Raw genomic sequence first — 14,512 nt, 5'->3', positions numbered from 1 at the left:
CTCCTCTGGGGCAAACGTAAGGTCCTGCCTGCCGGCGCCGGGGATCTCTCCACAGCCTTAGCAGTCTCAGGGCCTGAGTGCTAATTCTAGCACTGGACGGGCCGGGCCCGTCTAGAAAAAGGCGACGAGTCCACCGGGGGTCAAGGCTGCCTGAACCTTCACGTCGAACGTTTCGGCGGGGATGGTGCCGGCGGGCAGGACTTCGTCGTCGTAAACAACAGCAATGGTGGGCGGGATATTTCCCTGCTCCCGGAGCGGGGCCAGGAAGGAATCGTAATATCCACCCCCCTGGCCGATCCTGTTGCCGGACCGGTCGACGGCGGTGGCCGGCAGGATAATTCCGGCCAGTCCCGTCACTCCCGGGCGGCCCGACGTGGCAGCCTCCAGATCCAGCCGTTGACCAACCGGTTCCATCACCGGGGCGAAGCGGCTGCGGGCAAACGTGGAGTGCGGGGTCCATTCCACCCAAAGCAGGCGGCGGCCAGGTTCGCAGACGGGCAGCAGCACGGTGTAGCCGTTGGCGTGTAAGGACTCCAGGAGGGCGCCGGTGGCCGGTTCGGTGCCCACGCCGAGGTAGACGGTGAAGGAGGTAAACCCGGGACGGGCAACCGTCCGGGCCCATGCCAGCCCATGCCGTGCAATGCCAGCGCCTTGGGCTTCCCGGTCCTGGCCAGCGTGCAGGGCGCGCGCCAGGCGGTGCCGGGCCCTGATTTCGGCTTTGGCCGCGGCGGCATCGGGAGTCATTGTGCCCTCTTTCCCTGCTGTTGCTGATCTAGTACGTTTACCGGATGTCTGTGCTCTCCGTTAGATTAGTCCAGTGACTACCACTAACGCTCCAGTACGCAAGGCCGTTATCCCTGCCGCGGGACTCGGCACCAGGTTCCTGCCCGCCACCAAGGCGATGCCGAAGGAAATGCTTCCGGTTGTTGATAAGCCGGCCATCCAGTACGTGGTGGAAGAAGCCGTGTCCGTGGGACTCCACGATGTGCTGATGATCACCGGCCGGAACAAGCGGGCCCTGGAGGATCACTTCGACCGCGTGCCCACGCTGGAAGCCGCACTTGAGGCCAAGGGCGACACCGCCAAGCTCGCCTCCATCCAGGCAGCCAGCAACCTCGGTGACATCCACTACGTCCGCCAAGGCGACCCCAAGGGGCTGGGGCATGCAGTGTTGCGTGCCCAGCAGCACGTGGGTGAAGAGCCCTTCGCAGTACTCCTTGGTGATGACCTGATCGATGCCCGCGACGAACTTTTGAGCGTCATGATTGATGTCCAGGCCAAGACCGGTGGTTCGGTCGTGGCCCTGATCGAGGTGGATCCATCTCAGATCAGCGCCTACGGCTGTGCGGACATTGAAGCAATCGACGGCGAGGACTACTTCCGCATCAACAAACTGGTGGAAAAGCCGGACGTGGCAGACGCGCCGTCCAACCTGGCCGTCATTGGCCGTTACGTCCTGCACCACTCGGTGTTTTCCGTTTTGGAGAACACCGCCCCTGGCCGCGGTGATGAAATCCAGCTCACCGACGCCCTCCAGGAACTGGCAGCAGGCGAAGGCGAAGGCTATGGCGTCTACGGCGTGGTCTTCCGCGGCCGTCGTTACGACACCGGAGACAAACTGAGCTACCTGAAGGCATGTATCCAGCTCGGCATCGACAGCGATGACCTGGGACCGGGCCTGCGCGAGTGGCTGCCCGGTTTCGCTGCCGGCTTGTCTGACTAGCCTTCGGTGCGGGGCAGCCCCATCTGGCCGGTAACGCTGGAACACGGTGACCTGGTCCTGCGTCCCATTCGGTACCGGGACCAAAAAGAGTGGATGCATGTTCGGTCACTGAACTCCGAGTGGCTGGCGCCGTGGGAGGCGTCAAACCCGGCGCCTGGAGGGTGGCTGCCAGGCTACCGGCACATGGTCAGGTCGCTTAAAAGCCAGGCTGCCCAGGGGACGGCCCTTCCGTTCCTGATCACCGAGTGGACGCCCGGATACAGCAAGCCGCAGATAGTGGGCCAACTGACCGTGTCCTCCATCGTCTGGGGTTCGGCCATGATGGCCACCCTGGGGTACTGGATTGACCATCGCCGCGCCGGGCACGGAATCGTGCCCACAGCAGTGGCCATGGCTACCGACCACTGCTTCAACACCCTGGGCCTGCACCGCATGGAGATTAACATCAGGCCGGAAAACGGCCCCAGCCTGCGCGTCGTGGAGAAACTCGGCTTCCGTGACGAAGGCCTCCGCGAGCGGTTCCTGCACATTAACGGGCAATGGGCCGATCACCGTTCCTTTGCACTGACCACGGAGGAAGTTCCGGACGGCGTCCTGAAAAGGTGGCTGGACTCGCGGCGTTGAGTGCCGCCGTCGTAGTTCTTTGATCCGTTCACACACGTTCGACGCGACACACCGCTGCTAATGCCGCGGGCAGCCGCCGATTGCTCATACGGTTTTGAGTGTGGACTTTCCCCTTAGCAGCTCAGTGATTCTCGTCATCACTGTTGCGCTGTGGATTTTTTGGGTTGCCCCGCATTTCCTTCGTAACCGTCTACGCCACCAGGCGGCGGGGGAATTAACGGCGGAGAGGTTTTCCGCCCCTTCATCAGACCCGCAAGCCGGGATGGTCATGACAATGGCCTCCCAGCAGGAGACAGTCATGGACAACAGGAAAAGCACCGCACCCGAAGCCGGCGTGCCCGCAACCCGCGGCCCGGGCACGTTCCGGATCCGCTATGGCCGGTGTGCCATCGCTGCAGTAGGGCTTCTTGCGTCGTTGACCGCTGTCGTGACCGTGCTGCTCCTGGCCTTTGGTGTAGTGAGTGGTGCCGTTCCTGCCGTGGCCGCATTGATCGCTGTAGCATCCGTTGCCCTCCTGCGTACCCTCGCCGTCCGTGATCGCCGGACGAAGATGCAAAGGGCATTTGCAGATGCCATGTCCTCCGCTCCGGAAGCCACTCGGGTTTCGGTGCCACAGAAACCCGCTGCATCGCCTGCCTCGTCGGCTGCAAAAGCAGCTGAAACGTCCGCTGCTCCGTTCGACGCCGAGTCGGAACAGGAAACGGTCAAACCGTTCACACCCAACGAGCTGCGGGCCGCAGCGTTGGCTGTTGCCGTTGCTGCAGGCGATCCGTCCGCCGGGTCCAAGCCAGTCGGCCAGCCATCAGGGACACCTTGGGAGCCCGTGGAGGTACCCAAGCCCGTGTACGTGGATGCAGCAAAGGCCGAGCGTCCCGCGCCGGAGCCGCTGGAACTTCCCGAGGCACCAAAGGCCAGCGCCAAGACTCCGCTTAAGCAGTCTGCAGCCGCCGAGCCGCGGATTGCGGCGCCAGCCAAACCTTCGAGCGCGTTAAGCAACCTCGACGACGTCCTCCAGCGCCGCCGCGCCTGATCCCGGGACTCTCATAGTGCATATCTGTGTGGTGGGCGGAACCGGCCAGGTAGGCCGCGAAGTAGTGGCCCAGGCCGCGCAGCAGGGTCACCAGGTAACCGTCATCAGCCGCCACCCGCCGTCGCCCACTGACCCGGGAAGGCTCGACGGCGCCACGTACTTCGCTGCGGATGTCACCACCGGAGAAGGCCTGGAGGCCCCGCTCGCCGGGGCGGACGTCCTGATCGATTGCCTGGAGGGCAGAGCGGGGAGCGCCTTGCGTACCTATGCCGCGGGAGGATCGCGGCTGCTGGCGGCGGCGGCCGCCCAGGGCGTGGCAAGAGCCGCGGTGTTGTCCATCATCAACTGCGACCGAAGCAACAGCGCTTTCTACCGTTCCAAAGCGGCCAAGGAGGCTGTCTATGCGGCGTCCGGGCTGGCGACCGTGGTGGTGCGTGCCACCCAGTTCCACAGCCTGCTGGACATGATCTTCGCCGCTGGCAGGCCCTTGCGCCTGATCCCGGTTTTCAAGGGCACCCGCTTCCAGCCGATCGCCCCGGCGGACGTTGCCTTGGTGCTGCTGACGGAGGCCCTGGCGGATCCCGGCACTGCAACCCCTGGAGCTCATCGTGTAGTAACCGCGGCTGGGCCGGAGGTCGCCGGCATGCGCGATTTTGCGATCGTCTGGCAGGAAACCACAGGCGCGCGGGGGCGCGTCCTGGAGTTTCCGCTGCCCGGCGCAATGGGGGCGTACTTTCGTGCAGGGTTAAACCTTGCGCCGGAGCAGCGCGCAGGGCAACAGACGTTTGAGGCCTGGCTCGGGGCCCGGTTGGCAATGCGCGGAGAAAATTTATAGCCTTAGGGAGCCGGTCCGCTTCCGGTAGCGAAATCTGCGCGGGAAGCGGTCATCCGGGGCTATAGCTCAGTTGGTAGAGCGCTTCGTTCGCATCGAAGAGGTCAGGAGTTCGAATCTCCTTAGCTCCACGCGTTTACAGCCGTTTCGGCCCTGTTTGACCAAAACGCCATACCTGTCAGCCCAAACCTGTCCCGCCAAAGCGCGAGGCAGGTTTCTTGCTGTCTCCGTCTCGTCACTTGGTCTCCCCCCCGGCTGACCGTGTTCACCGGGGGCACATCCGGCCGTGGCCGGGATCGACACCTGCCGATTCCGACCACGGACCTACAGCAGCCGGGGATTCCATCGGCTCAGATGCGGCCGGTGGTACCGCTGAGCGGACATAACCCGATCAACGCTCATCCGCGGTGCCGCTACCCCACGACCCGGATCTCCTGGATCTGCGTGTTGTTCGTTGTCTCCACATAGACCTGATAGGGCCCGAGCTCGTAGGTCTCATCGGCATTGTTGCGGATGCGGAAGGAGGAGCTGTAATCCTTCACGGTGCCGCGGGAGTAGGTTTCCCTTACCGTGACGGTCAGGTCGTTGGAGTTGCCCGGTACCGGTTTTACCACTGCCGTTGGCGCGATGCCCTCCAACGTTTCCCAGCACGCGTACAGTGTGGTGTCAGCGGTGACTGGAGTGTCGAAATCGTACGCCGTCCCGCACCCGGAGTCGGTAAACCAACCGGCGAACAGGTCATCCTCCCTGGTGGGGTCCGTGGGCGTCGCCACGAGGTCTCCCTGTGGAACGGTCACGGCGTCGATTCGCGTTCCGCCGAGGGATTCGAACGACACTATGTGGTCTCGTGGTGCTGATTTATCAACGGCGTCGATCCGCACATCGTGCAGCATCACGGTGTTATTGGTCGTCATGCCGCTGCCGGCGTAGTCGTAGGACGAGTTGCCGGAGTTGTTGATGCGAAAGCCGAAGCCGCCGGCGGTGTTCTCCGCCAGGGATCCGGTGTCGTCGGACCAAGAGATGTCGACTGTATTGGGTAGGTCCTGTTCGACCTGCAGGGGCGTTCTCGAAGACTTGGTCGATGCCTGGACGCGGAGGGTGTCTCCGATCACCGAGACGTTGATCGTGCTCTTAGGCATGAATGCCGCCGTCCGGAGAGGTTTGCTCAGCGGTAACTGAGTGGTGCCGTCGTATTTGTACAGCGTCCAGATCGTGGCATTGGAGCCGCCTTCGGCCTTGCGCTCTACCCGAAGCCCATATCCGGTACGGGTCACGGGATCGTACTTAACGTAGATGTCCATAAAATGACCGTTGCCGCCGAACCCTTGTCCCTCGACCTTGCTCGTCGAATAGTTAAGGTCGAGCGACATATCGGCGACGTTTCCGGTCTGACCGAAGACGAACCTGGTATTGGACCCTCCCGAGTTGTTTTGCAGACCCCAGATTTTGTCCGTTCCGTTGGTGCCGATACCCCACCCCCAGGGAATGGCCGTCCCACTCACTTGGTCGAAGAACCACCTGCCCGTGGTCGTGTTGTGATCCTCAGGAATGACGAAGAGATTCTTGAAGTCTGTGGACAGCGACATGTCCATGACGTCAGCCGCACGGACTGGACGTTCCGAGTACACGGTGATCGGCTCGCCCCTGGAACTGAACTCGTACTTCGGCGTGATGACCGCGCGCAGGTAGTGGCCTATGTCGTACTTACTCAGCGCGTAATCCTTGTATGGGTCATCAACGAAGAATTCCTTGGCGTCGTTGCGCATCGTGCCGATATGTTCGCCGTCCGTGGTGTCGGGGCCGCTCTCGCGGTACCAGTCGATGACAGAGGTTTCCTTGTAATCAGGCTGGTCCAACGTGTAGCCAAGTGCCGCCAGGTTCCCGCCGATGTCGATTGAAGGAGCCGTGACGTTGGGCGCTGGGACGGGAACCGGACGAATGTAAAGGGTAGAACCGGCGGAAATCCCACTGGGGAGGGTGCCCGTCACGATCGTTTTGATGACGGCGCCGGTGTTGTTCGGCTTCGCTGTGAGGGTCATGACGCCGGTCCCGGCATCGACGTCACCGTCCAACAGGTTTGTGTCGTACTCCCACACGGTATCTGCCGGGTTAGCAGAGCTTGCTGGAGCCGGCGCGGGTGTCAAGACGGCTTCGTTGGTGCTGTCCGAATTCTCGGAGTACATGGTCTTGCCCGTGGCGCCGACGACGAATCGATAAGGCAGATTCGCATAGGGCTCCCATGCCGTCCCATACTGGCGCTTAGGGTCCCAGCCGTCGTCTCCCTTGAGCAAGTTATATATGTTGTATTCGTCACCGACCTTGAAGGCTTCAAGGGCCGCTCCCTGCAGTGTGACCGAGGTCTGCGGCTGGGAAGGGCTGATGACCAGAGGGGTATCGTCATCGCCGATCGTATTGCCCGAAACCAGATGCCGGGCATCCTCCCGGACCACGTTCTCCCATTCGACGGACTCGATACGGCCGGTGAACCGGGTGTCGATAACCGCGAAGATGCCGTTCGCGTCGGGACCCACCTCGTTGGACTGCTTGGCGAGATACACATCTGTGCTGGTCATTTGCGGCATGCCGACAACCTGGCTGCCCAGGAGGGCAGTGATGCCGCCGTTTCCCGCACCATTGACGGACGGATGATTTCCGAAGAAGTGGAACGTGCAGTTTTCGTAGACGTTGGTGCCGCCGGAAAAGATCGAGTCGTCGGTCAGCTGGAAGAAACTGTCCAGGAAATAGGCGCGAGTCGGCGCGAGGCCGACCATCATGTTGAGATAGCCGACGAACCGCATGTTCTCGAAATAGAGCTTGTCCGGCGCTCCGGTGCCGTGGGCCCTGGTCAGCACCTCGGCATGGTTCTTGGAGTCAAGACGCTTTTCGATGTTCTGCGACGGGTCACGGGGATAGACCAGATCCTGCTGCGCGTAGTTCGCGATGGTGATGTTATCGCCGCGGAATCCGGAGGAGATTCCGAGCGTGTACCAGCTGCCATTGGCCCCCAGTCCGTTCTCTCCTCCCTCACCGCGGTTGCCGCTGATGATCGTGTCCGTCGCATAGTTGGTCAAGCCCAGGAACGTCACGTCCTCACCCAGGATGCTCAGCCCGATATTCGGTCCCGCAATAACCCCGCCTTCCCGGTAGGTCAGGTCCGTCCAGTACACGCCGGGGGCCACGTAGACAGTCGTGCCCGCTGGTAAAGTCAGTACGCGCTGGTCCGCGGAGAGGTTGCCTAGCGTTTGCAGTGTCGAAGCGACATACGGGCTGGCCAGCTCTTCCTGTGAGGCGTAGGCGTTCAGCAGTAGGTGCGTCTCATCCACCTGGACCCATTTGGCGTATAGCGTCAAGGAGTCTTGCGCCTTGTCGTTGAGGAAGTCCCACATGCGCACACTGACGGTTTCGTCGGTGTACCAGCCCACGAACACCGAGCCGTTTTTGGTGGGACGCGCCGGGACAACCAAGGTGTCACCCTTCCGCGCATGCTGCGGCTCCACGGAGGTTCCACCGGCTGTATCGAACGTCACCAAGACGTCCTCATCGGCATTGTCTGTACTTTCACTGACGGCCCGCGCGGTGCTCATCTCGGGCCCGGCCGGGGGTGTGGCCCAGGCTTTCGGGGCGGCGGAACCGAAGAGGGACAGGCCCACCGCCAGCACCAGCGCCATGACCGTTGGTCTCTGCAGGGTTTTCAACATGCGATATTCCTACCTTTTGATCGACATGAACTGCGCAAGGTGCGGGCCGGGCGAGACCTCGTTGGCCCACACCACTGCCACATCCGAAGCAGGAAAGCGTTTTCTCGCATGATTATGACGTAAATCACAATCGCCGGCAACCGGCGACGCGAGGGCTGCCCTGCGTGAAGCAACGCCACCGTTCGGACCTACGGGGACAACGTGCTGTGCCTGGCGCCTGACCGAGGAATGGTGGACCGGCGGACCGTGAGCAGCGGGGCCAGTTTCCTCAACGCTCCCGCTGGCACCGAAGAGAATACGGGCTAGTGGCAGGGGAGAGGTTCCGGACCTACCCGCTGAGTGACGGTCCAGGGCTGTTCCGGATTCTTGTCCATAGGAACAGCTCCACATTCTTCCGGCGGGCTACAGCCAGCCCTTCTTCTTGAACACCGCGTACATGACCCCCGCCGTCGCCACCATCAGGCCCAGGGCCATGGGGTAGCCAAACGACCAGTGCAACTCAGGCATGTAATCGAAATTCATGCCGTAGATGCCGGCAACGAAGGACGGCGCAAAGATAATGGCTGCCCAGGAGGAGATCTTCTTGACCTGCTCATTCTGCTCCGCGCTGGCAAGGTTCTGCCGGTTGGCCGTCAGGGTGCCGTCCAGCGTCAGGGCGTTCTGCAGCAGTTCGCGGAATGAATCCGCCCTTGAGATGACCCGCTCCACGTGGTCCTCGACGTCCCGCAGCTTGTGCCGCAGCTCACTGCCTACCTGGTATTTTTCGAAGCCCCTGCCCAGTTGCAGCATCATCTCCGGGAGGGGGTGGATGGCGCGCTGGAACAGGATCACTTCCCGGGCCAGTTCGTAGATCCGCCGGGACACCGTGGAGTCGCCGCTGAACAGCTGGTCCTCGATCTCGTCAATGTCGTTCTGTAGGCCTGCGGTGACAGGCTGGTAGTCGTCAACCACCTGGTCCAAAAGGGCATAGAGCACAGCCTCGGGGCCATGCCGGAGTAGCTCGGGGCGGGCTTCCAGCCGCTGCCGGACCTGGCCCACTCCGCTCATTTCCGCGTGCCGGACCGTGACGACGAAGTTGGGCCCGGTGAAGATGTGCAGTTCACCGAACTCGACGATTTCTTCATCGTCCAGGTAGCGGGCAGGCCGCAACACGGTGAAGAGGCTGTCGCCATAGCGTTCAAGCTTGGGCCGTTGGTGGGCGGAGACGGCGTCCTCCACCGCGAGCTCGTGCAAGCCGAACTCACGGGCCACTGCGGCCATTTCCTCCACGGTGGGCCGGTACAGGCCGATCCAGGCCATGCCGCCGTGGTGGGCGAGGGTCTCGATCGTCTGCTCCATGTCCAGCGGTTCGGCCACGCGGACGCCGTCAACGTAGACGGCGTTATCGATGATTGTCACAGTGCTGTTCCTGAAGGTTCCATGCTCAGGACATTGCCCCGATGATTATGCCGGCAACCGTCATGGCTAGGACGTCATGCCCGGAGTCGATGAGCGTGACCGCCACCGGGCGCCCGGCAAAACCGTTGTGGATCACGTGCCCGCCAGCCCTGAAAACGACGGCCAGGATCAATGCGAACAGTCCCCCGGTGACGGCGCTGTCCAGGCCCAGTGCGCCGATCAGCATCGCCAGCAGGATCGCAGTCAACGCCGCGGCAGCCATCATGGGCAACCAGATGCCCGCGCCGCCGCCGATGTTCTTGAGGTCTTCTTCGGTCTTGCCGATGGCCTGCATCCAACGGTTGCCCAGCACGGCGGGCAGGTACCAGACAAAGCCAATCACCATGGTGGCAAGGAAGGCCAGGAGCACTGCGAGCCAATTGATCTGGGAGATGTATGAGAGCCAATCCATAGTGGAATCCTAGCCGCGATGCCCCGGACTCCCGTGGCGGCTCAGCGGGAGGGCGCCGGCAGGTTTGCTGCGTTGGCAGTTGTTGACGGCGCTGTGCCGGACTGAACCAGCCGGCTGATCAACGGTTCGGTCCGGTATGGGATGTGGGTGTGCAGTGCCAGGACGGTTTCCGTACGGATAACGCCCTTGATCCGCAGGACGGACCGCAGCGCCGACTGCAGGTTGTGCGTGTCGGTAGCAACCACCCGGCACCAGACGTCGCCACGGCCGGAGATTTCATGCACCTCCAGAACCTGGGGGATCAGGCGCAAGGCGCCCACGACTCCGTCCAGTTCCCGGTGTGTCACCTCAATCGTCACGAAAGCGACGACGTCGTAACCCACCGCTGCGAGGTCAATTTCCCGGCCGCCGTCGTGCAGTATGCGGGAGCGCAGGAGGCGCCGGACCCTCGACTGTGCGGTATTGCGCGCGATGCCCAGGGCGGTGCCCAGATCACCGATCTGGATGCGCGGATCGCGAATCAGCTCCAGCAGGATGCGCAGGTCAGTGGTGTCCAAATTGCTCAAATTGTCACTCCGGGTCACTTAGCGGGATCAGCATTGGTGGTTTTGCCCAATTTACCCCAAGAATGACGCCGATATGGGGTGCTTTTCCTTCATTCTTTAGGTGATCCCAGTACGCTGGCCGCAACGACCCATAAGGACGCCAAGGCCTGTCCCGCAGAGGCAACCACATGACTGTCTTGAGTGAATTCCGGATGCAGGCCCCCGCTGCCGGCCGTTACGGCTGGGACGCCTCCAACACCACCCGGCTGGTCCTGGCCGGCGCTGTCATCTTTACTCTGCTGGTGGGCGCCAACCTGGCGACGCCGCTGTACCCGCTGCTGCAACTGCAGCTGGGTCTGTCACCGCTGGGCACCACTGCGGCCTTCACGAGTTACGTCGTGGCTCTGATCGTTGCGCTCGTTGCCGCGGGGCACTGGTCCGATCACATCGGACGCCGGGCAGCGCTGCTCCTGGCGGTCCTCGTGGGGCTGGCGGGCGGGGCTGTATTCGCAACTGCAGACAACCTGGCCATGTTGTGCGCCGGCCGCGCACTGCAGGGTATCGCCGTGGCATTGGCTACCGGAGCCAGCTCAGCAGCCCTTCGCGAGCTCTTGCCGTCCCGGCCTGAGTGGGCCTCCCGGTTCACCCTGCTGGCCTCGGCCGGGGGTGTGGCTGCCGGGCCGGTGCTCGGTGGCCTGCTTTCGCTGCTGCCCGGAGCCACGTCGGCGCCATACGTTGTGCATTCACTGGTGCTGCTGGGACTCCTGGTCCCGCTGTACGTCCTCAAGGCCCACCCCGCCATAAATGTTGTGGACCCCAGCGTGATTAACCCACGCCAGCGGATCCGCGCCCTGGCACCGCGGCTGCCGGTAGTATCGCGGGAGGCACGGGGTGCCTTCTGGTTCGCCTCCGCCGTCGGCTTCCTGAGTTTTAGTGTTTTTGGCTTCTTCCTGTCGCTTGCGCCGGGTTACTTCGCCGAATCGTTCGGGCTCGACTCACGCGTGGCAATCGGCGCTTTGGCGGGCCTCGCCCTTGCTGCATCAGCGCTGAGCCAGTTCCTGAACATCAGGGGACGGCTGGCGGTAGGCAGCGGCATGGTGGTACTGGCGGTCTCCGTAGCCCTCCTGCCGGTGGCCGCTGCCAGCGCCAATATGTTCCTTTTGGTGGCCGCCGGGACCGGTGCCGGCCTGGGCCAGGGCATCGCCTTCCGGACGGCGTTCAACAACGTAGCCGGCAAGGTAGAAGCTGCCAACCACGCCCGGATCATCAGCAGCGTCTACGTCATCACGTACCTGGGCAGCGCCCTTCCGGTGCTTGGCCTGGGCTGGGCGGCGGGACTCTTCGGGCTGCCGGCATCGATCAGTGTTTTCGCCGGCCTCTGCGCCGTGTCCGGCCTGGTGCTGGCGGCCATAGCCTGCCGCCGGAGCGCGCCGCGGATGTAGGCTCTGCTCCGGTCCCTACTCCGGCGCGCTATGCTCCGACAGTGGCCCGTGGTTGCCCTGGATGTGCTCGAAGACCAGCGTGGTTTCGGTATGCCCCACCACAGGATCAGTGGCCAGGTTATCCAGTACCCAATCACGCAGGTCTTCCGTGGTGGCCACGGCGATGTGCAGCAGGTAGTCAACGGAACCTGAGGTGTGGAACGTGGACAGCACCGCGGGAAGGTGCGGGACCCGGCCGGTGAAGCGGTCGATCTGGTCACGGTCGTGGGCACGCAGCCGCACGGCGACCAGCGCCTGCACGGACCGGCCGATGGCGGACAGCCTCAGCTTGGCCTCATAGCCCTGGACAATCCCGCGTTCGGTCAGCGCCCGGGTCCGCATCAGCGCGGTGGAGGGGGCTATTCCCACCATTTCCGCGAGTTGCTTGTTGGAAATCCGGGCGTCCGACACCAGGGCAGCCAGCAGCTTTTCGTCGATGGCATCCAGTGGTTCGTGGTTTACGGTCCCCGGTTTGCCAGGCCTCACATTGCCGTTCATGGCGCCTCCTAGCGATCTTCTCTAGTCATCCTAGATGGAAGGGGGACGTGGGGATGGACGACTGGAAAAGCAGGCCAACATCACCGGCCCGGGTTGTGGGTCCCCGATGCTTCGCTTCAGTAGTCTTGGACCGTGAATATCGATCAAATCCCTGACGGCGGCACGCAGCCGGCCGGTTCAGTTGCCGGCGCCGTCATCGGCCTGGACATCGGAGGCACCAAGACCCACGGAGTCCGCTTCGAAGGGGGCGTCGCCGTCGCCGACGAATCGGCGGGCAGCTCCAACGTCCAAAACGTCACTCCGGAACAGGCGGCGGCGAACCTCGCGGACCTGTTCGGCAAGATCGGCGGCGGCAGCGTTGACCGGGTTTATGCCGGGTCAGGGGGAATCGACACCGAAGAAGATGCCGCTGCACTGGCCGGTTTGATCAGGGCGAACGCACCGGATGCCAGCATCACGGTTGTCCATGATTCCCGGCTGCTGCTTGCAGCGGGACGCGCCACCACAGGTGTTGCTGTTATCGCCGGAACAGGATCAGCGGCCTGGGGGAGGAACGCACACGGTGATGAAGCCCGTGCCGGCGGTTGGGGCTACTTGCTGGGTGACGAAGGCAGCGGGTACTGGCTGGGCAGGGAAGCTGTGCGGCACAGCCTGCGCCGGATGAACCGGGGGGCAGCGCCTGATCAACTGACCCAGGCGCTCCTGGCCTCCTGTGGCATTGACGAACCGAACAAGCTCATCGCCTTGTTCCATTCACCGGCTACCGGGCGCCGTTTCTGGGCCCAACAGGCCCGCCATGTGGTTGAGGCGGCCGCCGCAGGACACGAAGACAGCCGGCAGCTTCTGCAGCAGGCCGGCAAGGACCTGGCCGGACTGGCCTATGGCACGCTGTCCCAGCTGGGTATCAGGGGACCGGTGATCCTGGGTGGGGGGCTGGGCATGAACGTTGAACTCCTTCAGGAGGCCTTCCGTGAGGGCCTGGACCACCACGGCATCATCGACGTGCGGATACTGGACCAGGAACCTGTCTTTGGTGTTCTGGACTTGCTTCGGGCGGAACAGGAAGAAAAAGCGGCCGCTGTCGGCCGCCCGTAACCGTTGCGGAGTCCCGGCTGCAGCCCGGTACCTCTTCAGGTCCGCGGACCCCTGGTGCGTGGCGTCAGCCGGACTCCCGGCAGCGGAGGTGCCGGGATGCGCCCGGCTTCCCTGCCGGCGTCGGGCCCGTGTCCTTCCACGTAACCGAACCGCGCAGCGGCAGCGTGCTGCGCATTGAACTCCGCCTGGCCTTCCCAGTCAAGGCGCGCCTGCTCCACCTCGTCGTGGGTACGGCCCACAAAGTTCCACCACATCAGCAATTCTTCTTCGAAGGGTTCACCGCCCAGCAGCAGGAACCTGGTGCCTGGCACGGCCTGCGCCTCCAGCGCGGTACGGCCAAGGCCGAGGTAGGCGAGCGGTCCCGGCTGGACGTCCTGCCCGTCGATAACCAGTGCGCCGTCCAGGACCACCACGGCGTGTTCGAAGTTGTCGGCCAGTCGCAACAAAAAATGACCGTCGGCAACAACGTCCGCGCCCACGATCGGTGAGTACATGGTGGCGGGAGAAGTGACCCCGGCCAGTGTCCCCACCATGACGGTGGCGTGGAACCCGTCCCCGGACGTCTCCGGCAGGTCCTTGTGCTGTTCGAAGGCAGGTTCGCGGTGGCGGTCGGAGTCCGGAAGCGCTACCCACAGCTGCAGGCCGCGCTGCATTGGAAGCAATTTCCCGCCGTCAATGGAACGCTCGGCAACAGGTGGCAGCACCGCGAATTCGGAGTGGGACACGCCGCGTCCGGCAGTCATAATGTTGAGCTCGCCGGGCCGGACCACCACATCGCTGCCCACACTGTCGCGATGCCGTACCTTGCCCTCCAGCGGCCAGGTCACGGTTTGCAGCCCGGTGTGCGGATGCGGCAGGACGGACATGGCCGTCCTGGCAGGGCCGAAGCTGTCCAGGAAGCACCACGCACCCACTGTGGGCAGGCCACGTTGCGGCAAGGTGCGCCGGACGTCCATGGCCCGGACTCCGCCCAACGGAACCTGCCGCTCCGGCCACAGTTCGACGCACGGGCCCGTCACGTGGGTGCTGCCGGGAGGACATACCTGGTGCCGGGGACTGGTTTCCAAATTGGTCATGCCCCAACTCTATGCCGACCCATCCGCCACAGGGCAGGTCTCCGAATAGTTACTGTTGGAC

At 63.5% G+C, this 14,512-nt stretch carries 13 protein-coding genes and 1 tRNA gene; 7 read left to right on the top strand and 7 right to left on the bottom strand.

What is annotated here, in order from left to right; translation table 11 throughout:
• Positions 1-111 precede the first annotated feature (111 nt).
• On the bottom strand, positions 112-744 hold the full coding sequence (locus tag ACWA13_RS12820) for a 5-formyltetrahydrofolate cyclo-ligase (protein ID WP_463934586.1): 633 nt from the start codon (positions 742-744) through the stop codon (positions 112-114).
• A 73-nt stretch (positions 745-817) separates the two neighbouring features.
• Here ACWA13_RS12820 and galU point away from each other — a divergent pair, with 73 nt between their 5' ends.
• The 5 genes from galU to ACWA13_RS12795 all read left to right on the top strand — a co-directional run bounded on the left by galU (position 818) and on the right by ACWA13_RS12795 (position 4,340).
• Positions 818-1,723: a UTP--glucose-1-phosphate uridylyltransferase GalU gene (gene galU, locus ACWA13_RS12815; protein WP_463934585.1), complete on the top strand. Its 906-nt coding sequence runs from the start codon at positions 818-820 to the stop codon at positions 1,721-1,723.
• A 6-nt stretch (positions 1,724-1,729) separates the two neighbouring features.
• Positions 1,730-2,347, top strand: a complete 618-nt coding sequence (locus ACWA13_RS12810; RefSeq protein ID WP_463934584.1) for a GNAT family N-acetyltransferase — start codon at positions 1,730-1,732, stop codon at positions 2,345-2,347.
• A gap of 298 nt (positions 2,348-2,645) precedes the next feature.
• On the top strand, positions 2,646-3,377 hold the full coding sequence (locus ACWA13_RS12805; RefSeq protein WP_463934583.1) for a hypothetical protein: 732 nt from the start codon (positions 2,646-2,648) through the stop codon (positions 3,375-3,377).
• A 16-nt stretch (positions 3,378-3,393) separates the two neighbouring features.
• Complete coding sequence (locus ACWA13_RS12800; RefSeq protein WP_463934582.1) at positions 3,394-4,212, top strand: SDR family oxidoreductase; 819 nt, start codon at positions 3,394-3,396, stop codon at positions 4,210-4,212.
• A gap of 55 nt (positions 4,213-4,267) precedes the next feature.
• Positions 4,268-4,340 (top strand) — tRNA-Ala (locus ACWA13_RS12795).
• A 282-nt stretch (positions 4,341-4,622) separates the two neighbouring features.
• Here the strand turns inward: ACWA13_RS12795 and ACWA13_RS12790 are convergent.
• The 4 genes from ACWA13_RS12790 to ACWA13_RS12775 all read right to left on the bottom strand — a co-directional run bounded on the left by ACWA13_RS12790 (position 4,623) and on the right by ACWA13_RS12775 (position 10,322).
• Complete coding sequence (locus ACWA13_RS12790; protein WP_463934581.1) at positions 4,623-7,907, bottom strand: InlB B-repeat-containing protein; 3,285 nt, start codon at positions 7,905-7,907, stop codon at positions 4,623-4,625.
• A gap of 402 nt (positions 7,908-8,309) precedes the next feature.
• Complete coding sequence (gene corA / locus ACWA13_RS12785; protein ID WP_463934580.1) at positions 8,310-9,305, bottom strand: magnesium/cobalt transporter CorA; 996 nt, start codon at positions 9,303-9,305, stop codon at positions 8,310-8,312.
• Positions 9,306-9,330: 25 nt separating this feature from the next.
• Positions 9,331-9,756 (bottom strand): DUF1761 domain-containing protein, encoded by a 426-nt coding sequence (locus tag ACWA13_RS12780; protein ID WP_463934579.1) that lies wholly within the window; start codon positions 9,754-9,756, stop codon positions 9,331-9,333.
• Between the two features lie 41 nt (positions 9,757-9,797).
• Entirely contained in the window at positions 9,798-10,322 is a 525-nt protein-coding gene (locus ACWA13_RS12775) for an Lrp/AsnC family transcriptional regulator (RefSeq protein WP_463934578.1), read from the bottom strand.
• A 167-nt stretch (positions 10,323-10,489) separates the two neighbouring features.
• Between ACWA13_RS12775 and ACWA13_RS12770 the strand changes: the two genes are divergently transcribed.
• On the top strand, positions 10,490-11,743 hold the full coding sequence (locus tag ACWA13_RS12770) for an MFS transporter (RefSeq protein WP_463934577.1): 1,254 nt from the start codon (positions 10,490-10,492) through the stop codon (positions 11,741-11,743).
• Between the two features lie 15 nt (positions 11,744-11,758).
• On the opposite strand, the gene ACWA13_RS12765 is transcribed toward ACWA13_RS12770, so the two are convergent.
• Complete coding sequence (locus ACWA13_RS12765; protein ID WP_463934576.1) at positions 11,759-12,280, bottom strand: Lrp/AsnC family transcriptional regulator; 522 nt, start codon at positions 12,278-12,280, stop codon at positions 11,759-11,761.
• Between the two features lie 132 nt (positions 12,281-12,412).
• Here ACWA13_RS12765 and ACWA13_RS12760 point away from each other — a divergent pair, with 132 nt between their 5' ends.
• Positions 12,413-13,375, top strand: a complete 963-nt coding sequence (locus ACWA13_RS12760; protein WP_463934575.1) for an N-acetylglucosamine kinase — start codon at positions 12,413-12,415, stop codon at positions 13,373-13,375.
• A gap of 35 nt (positions 13,376-13,410) precedes the next feature.
• On the opposite strand, the gene ACWA13_RS12755 is transcribed toward ACWA13_RS12760, so the two are convergent.
• Entirely contained in the window at positions 13,411-14,451 is a 1,041-nt protein-coding gene (locus ACWA13_RS12755) for a pirin family protein (RefSeq protein ID WP_463934574.1), read from the bottom strand.
• Positions 14,452-14,512: the final 61 nt, after the last annotated feature.

Source organism: Pseudarthrobacter sp. TRD_SC_9 (assembly GCF_055361265.1).
Note: the sequence above shows the minus strand (reverse complement) of the source record. Positions and strands in the feature narration are given on the sequence as shown.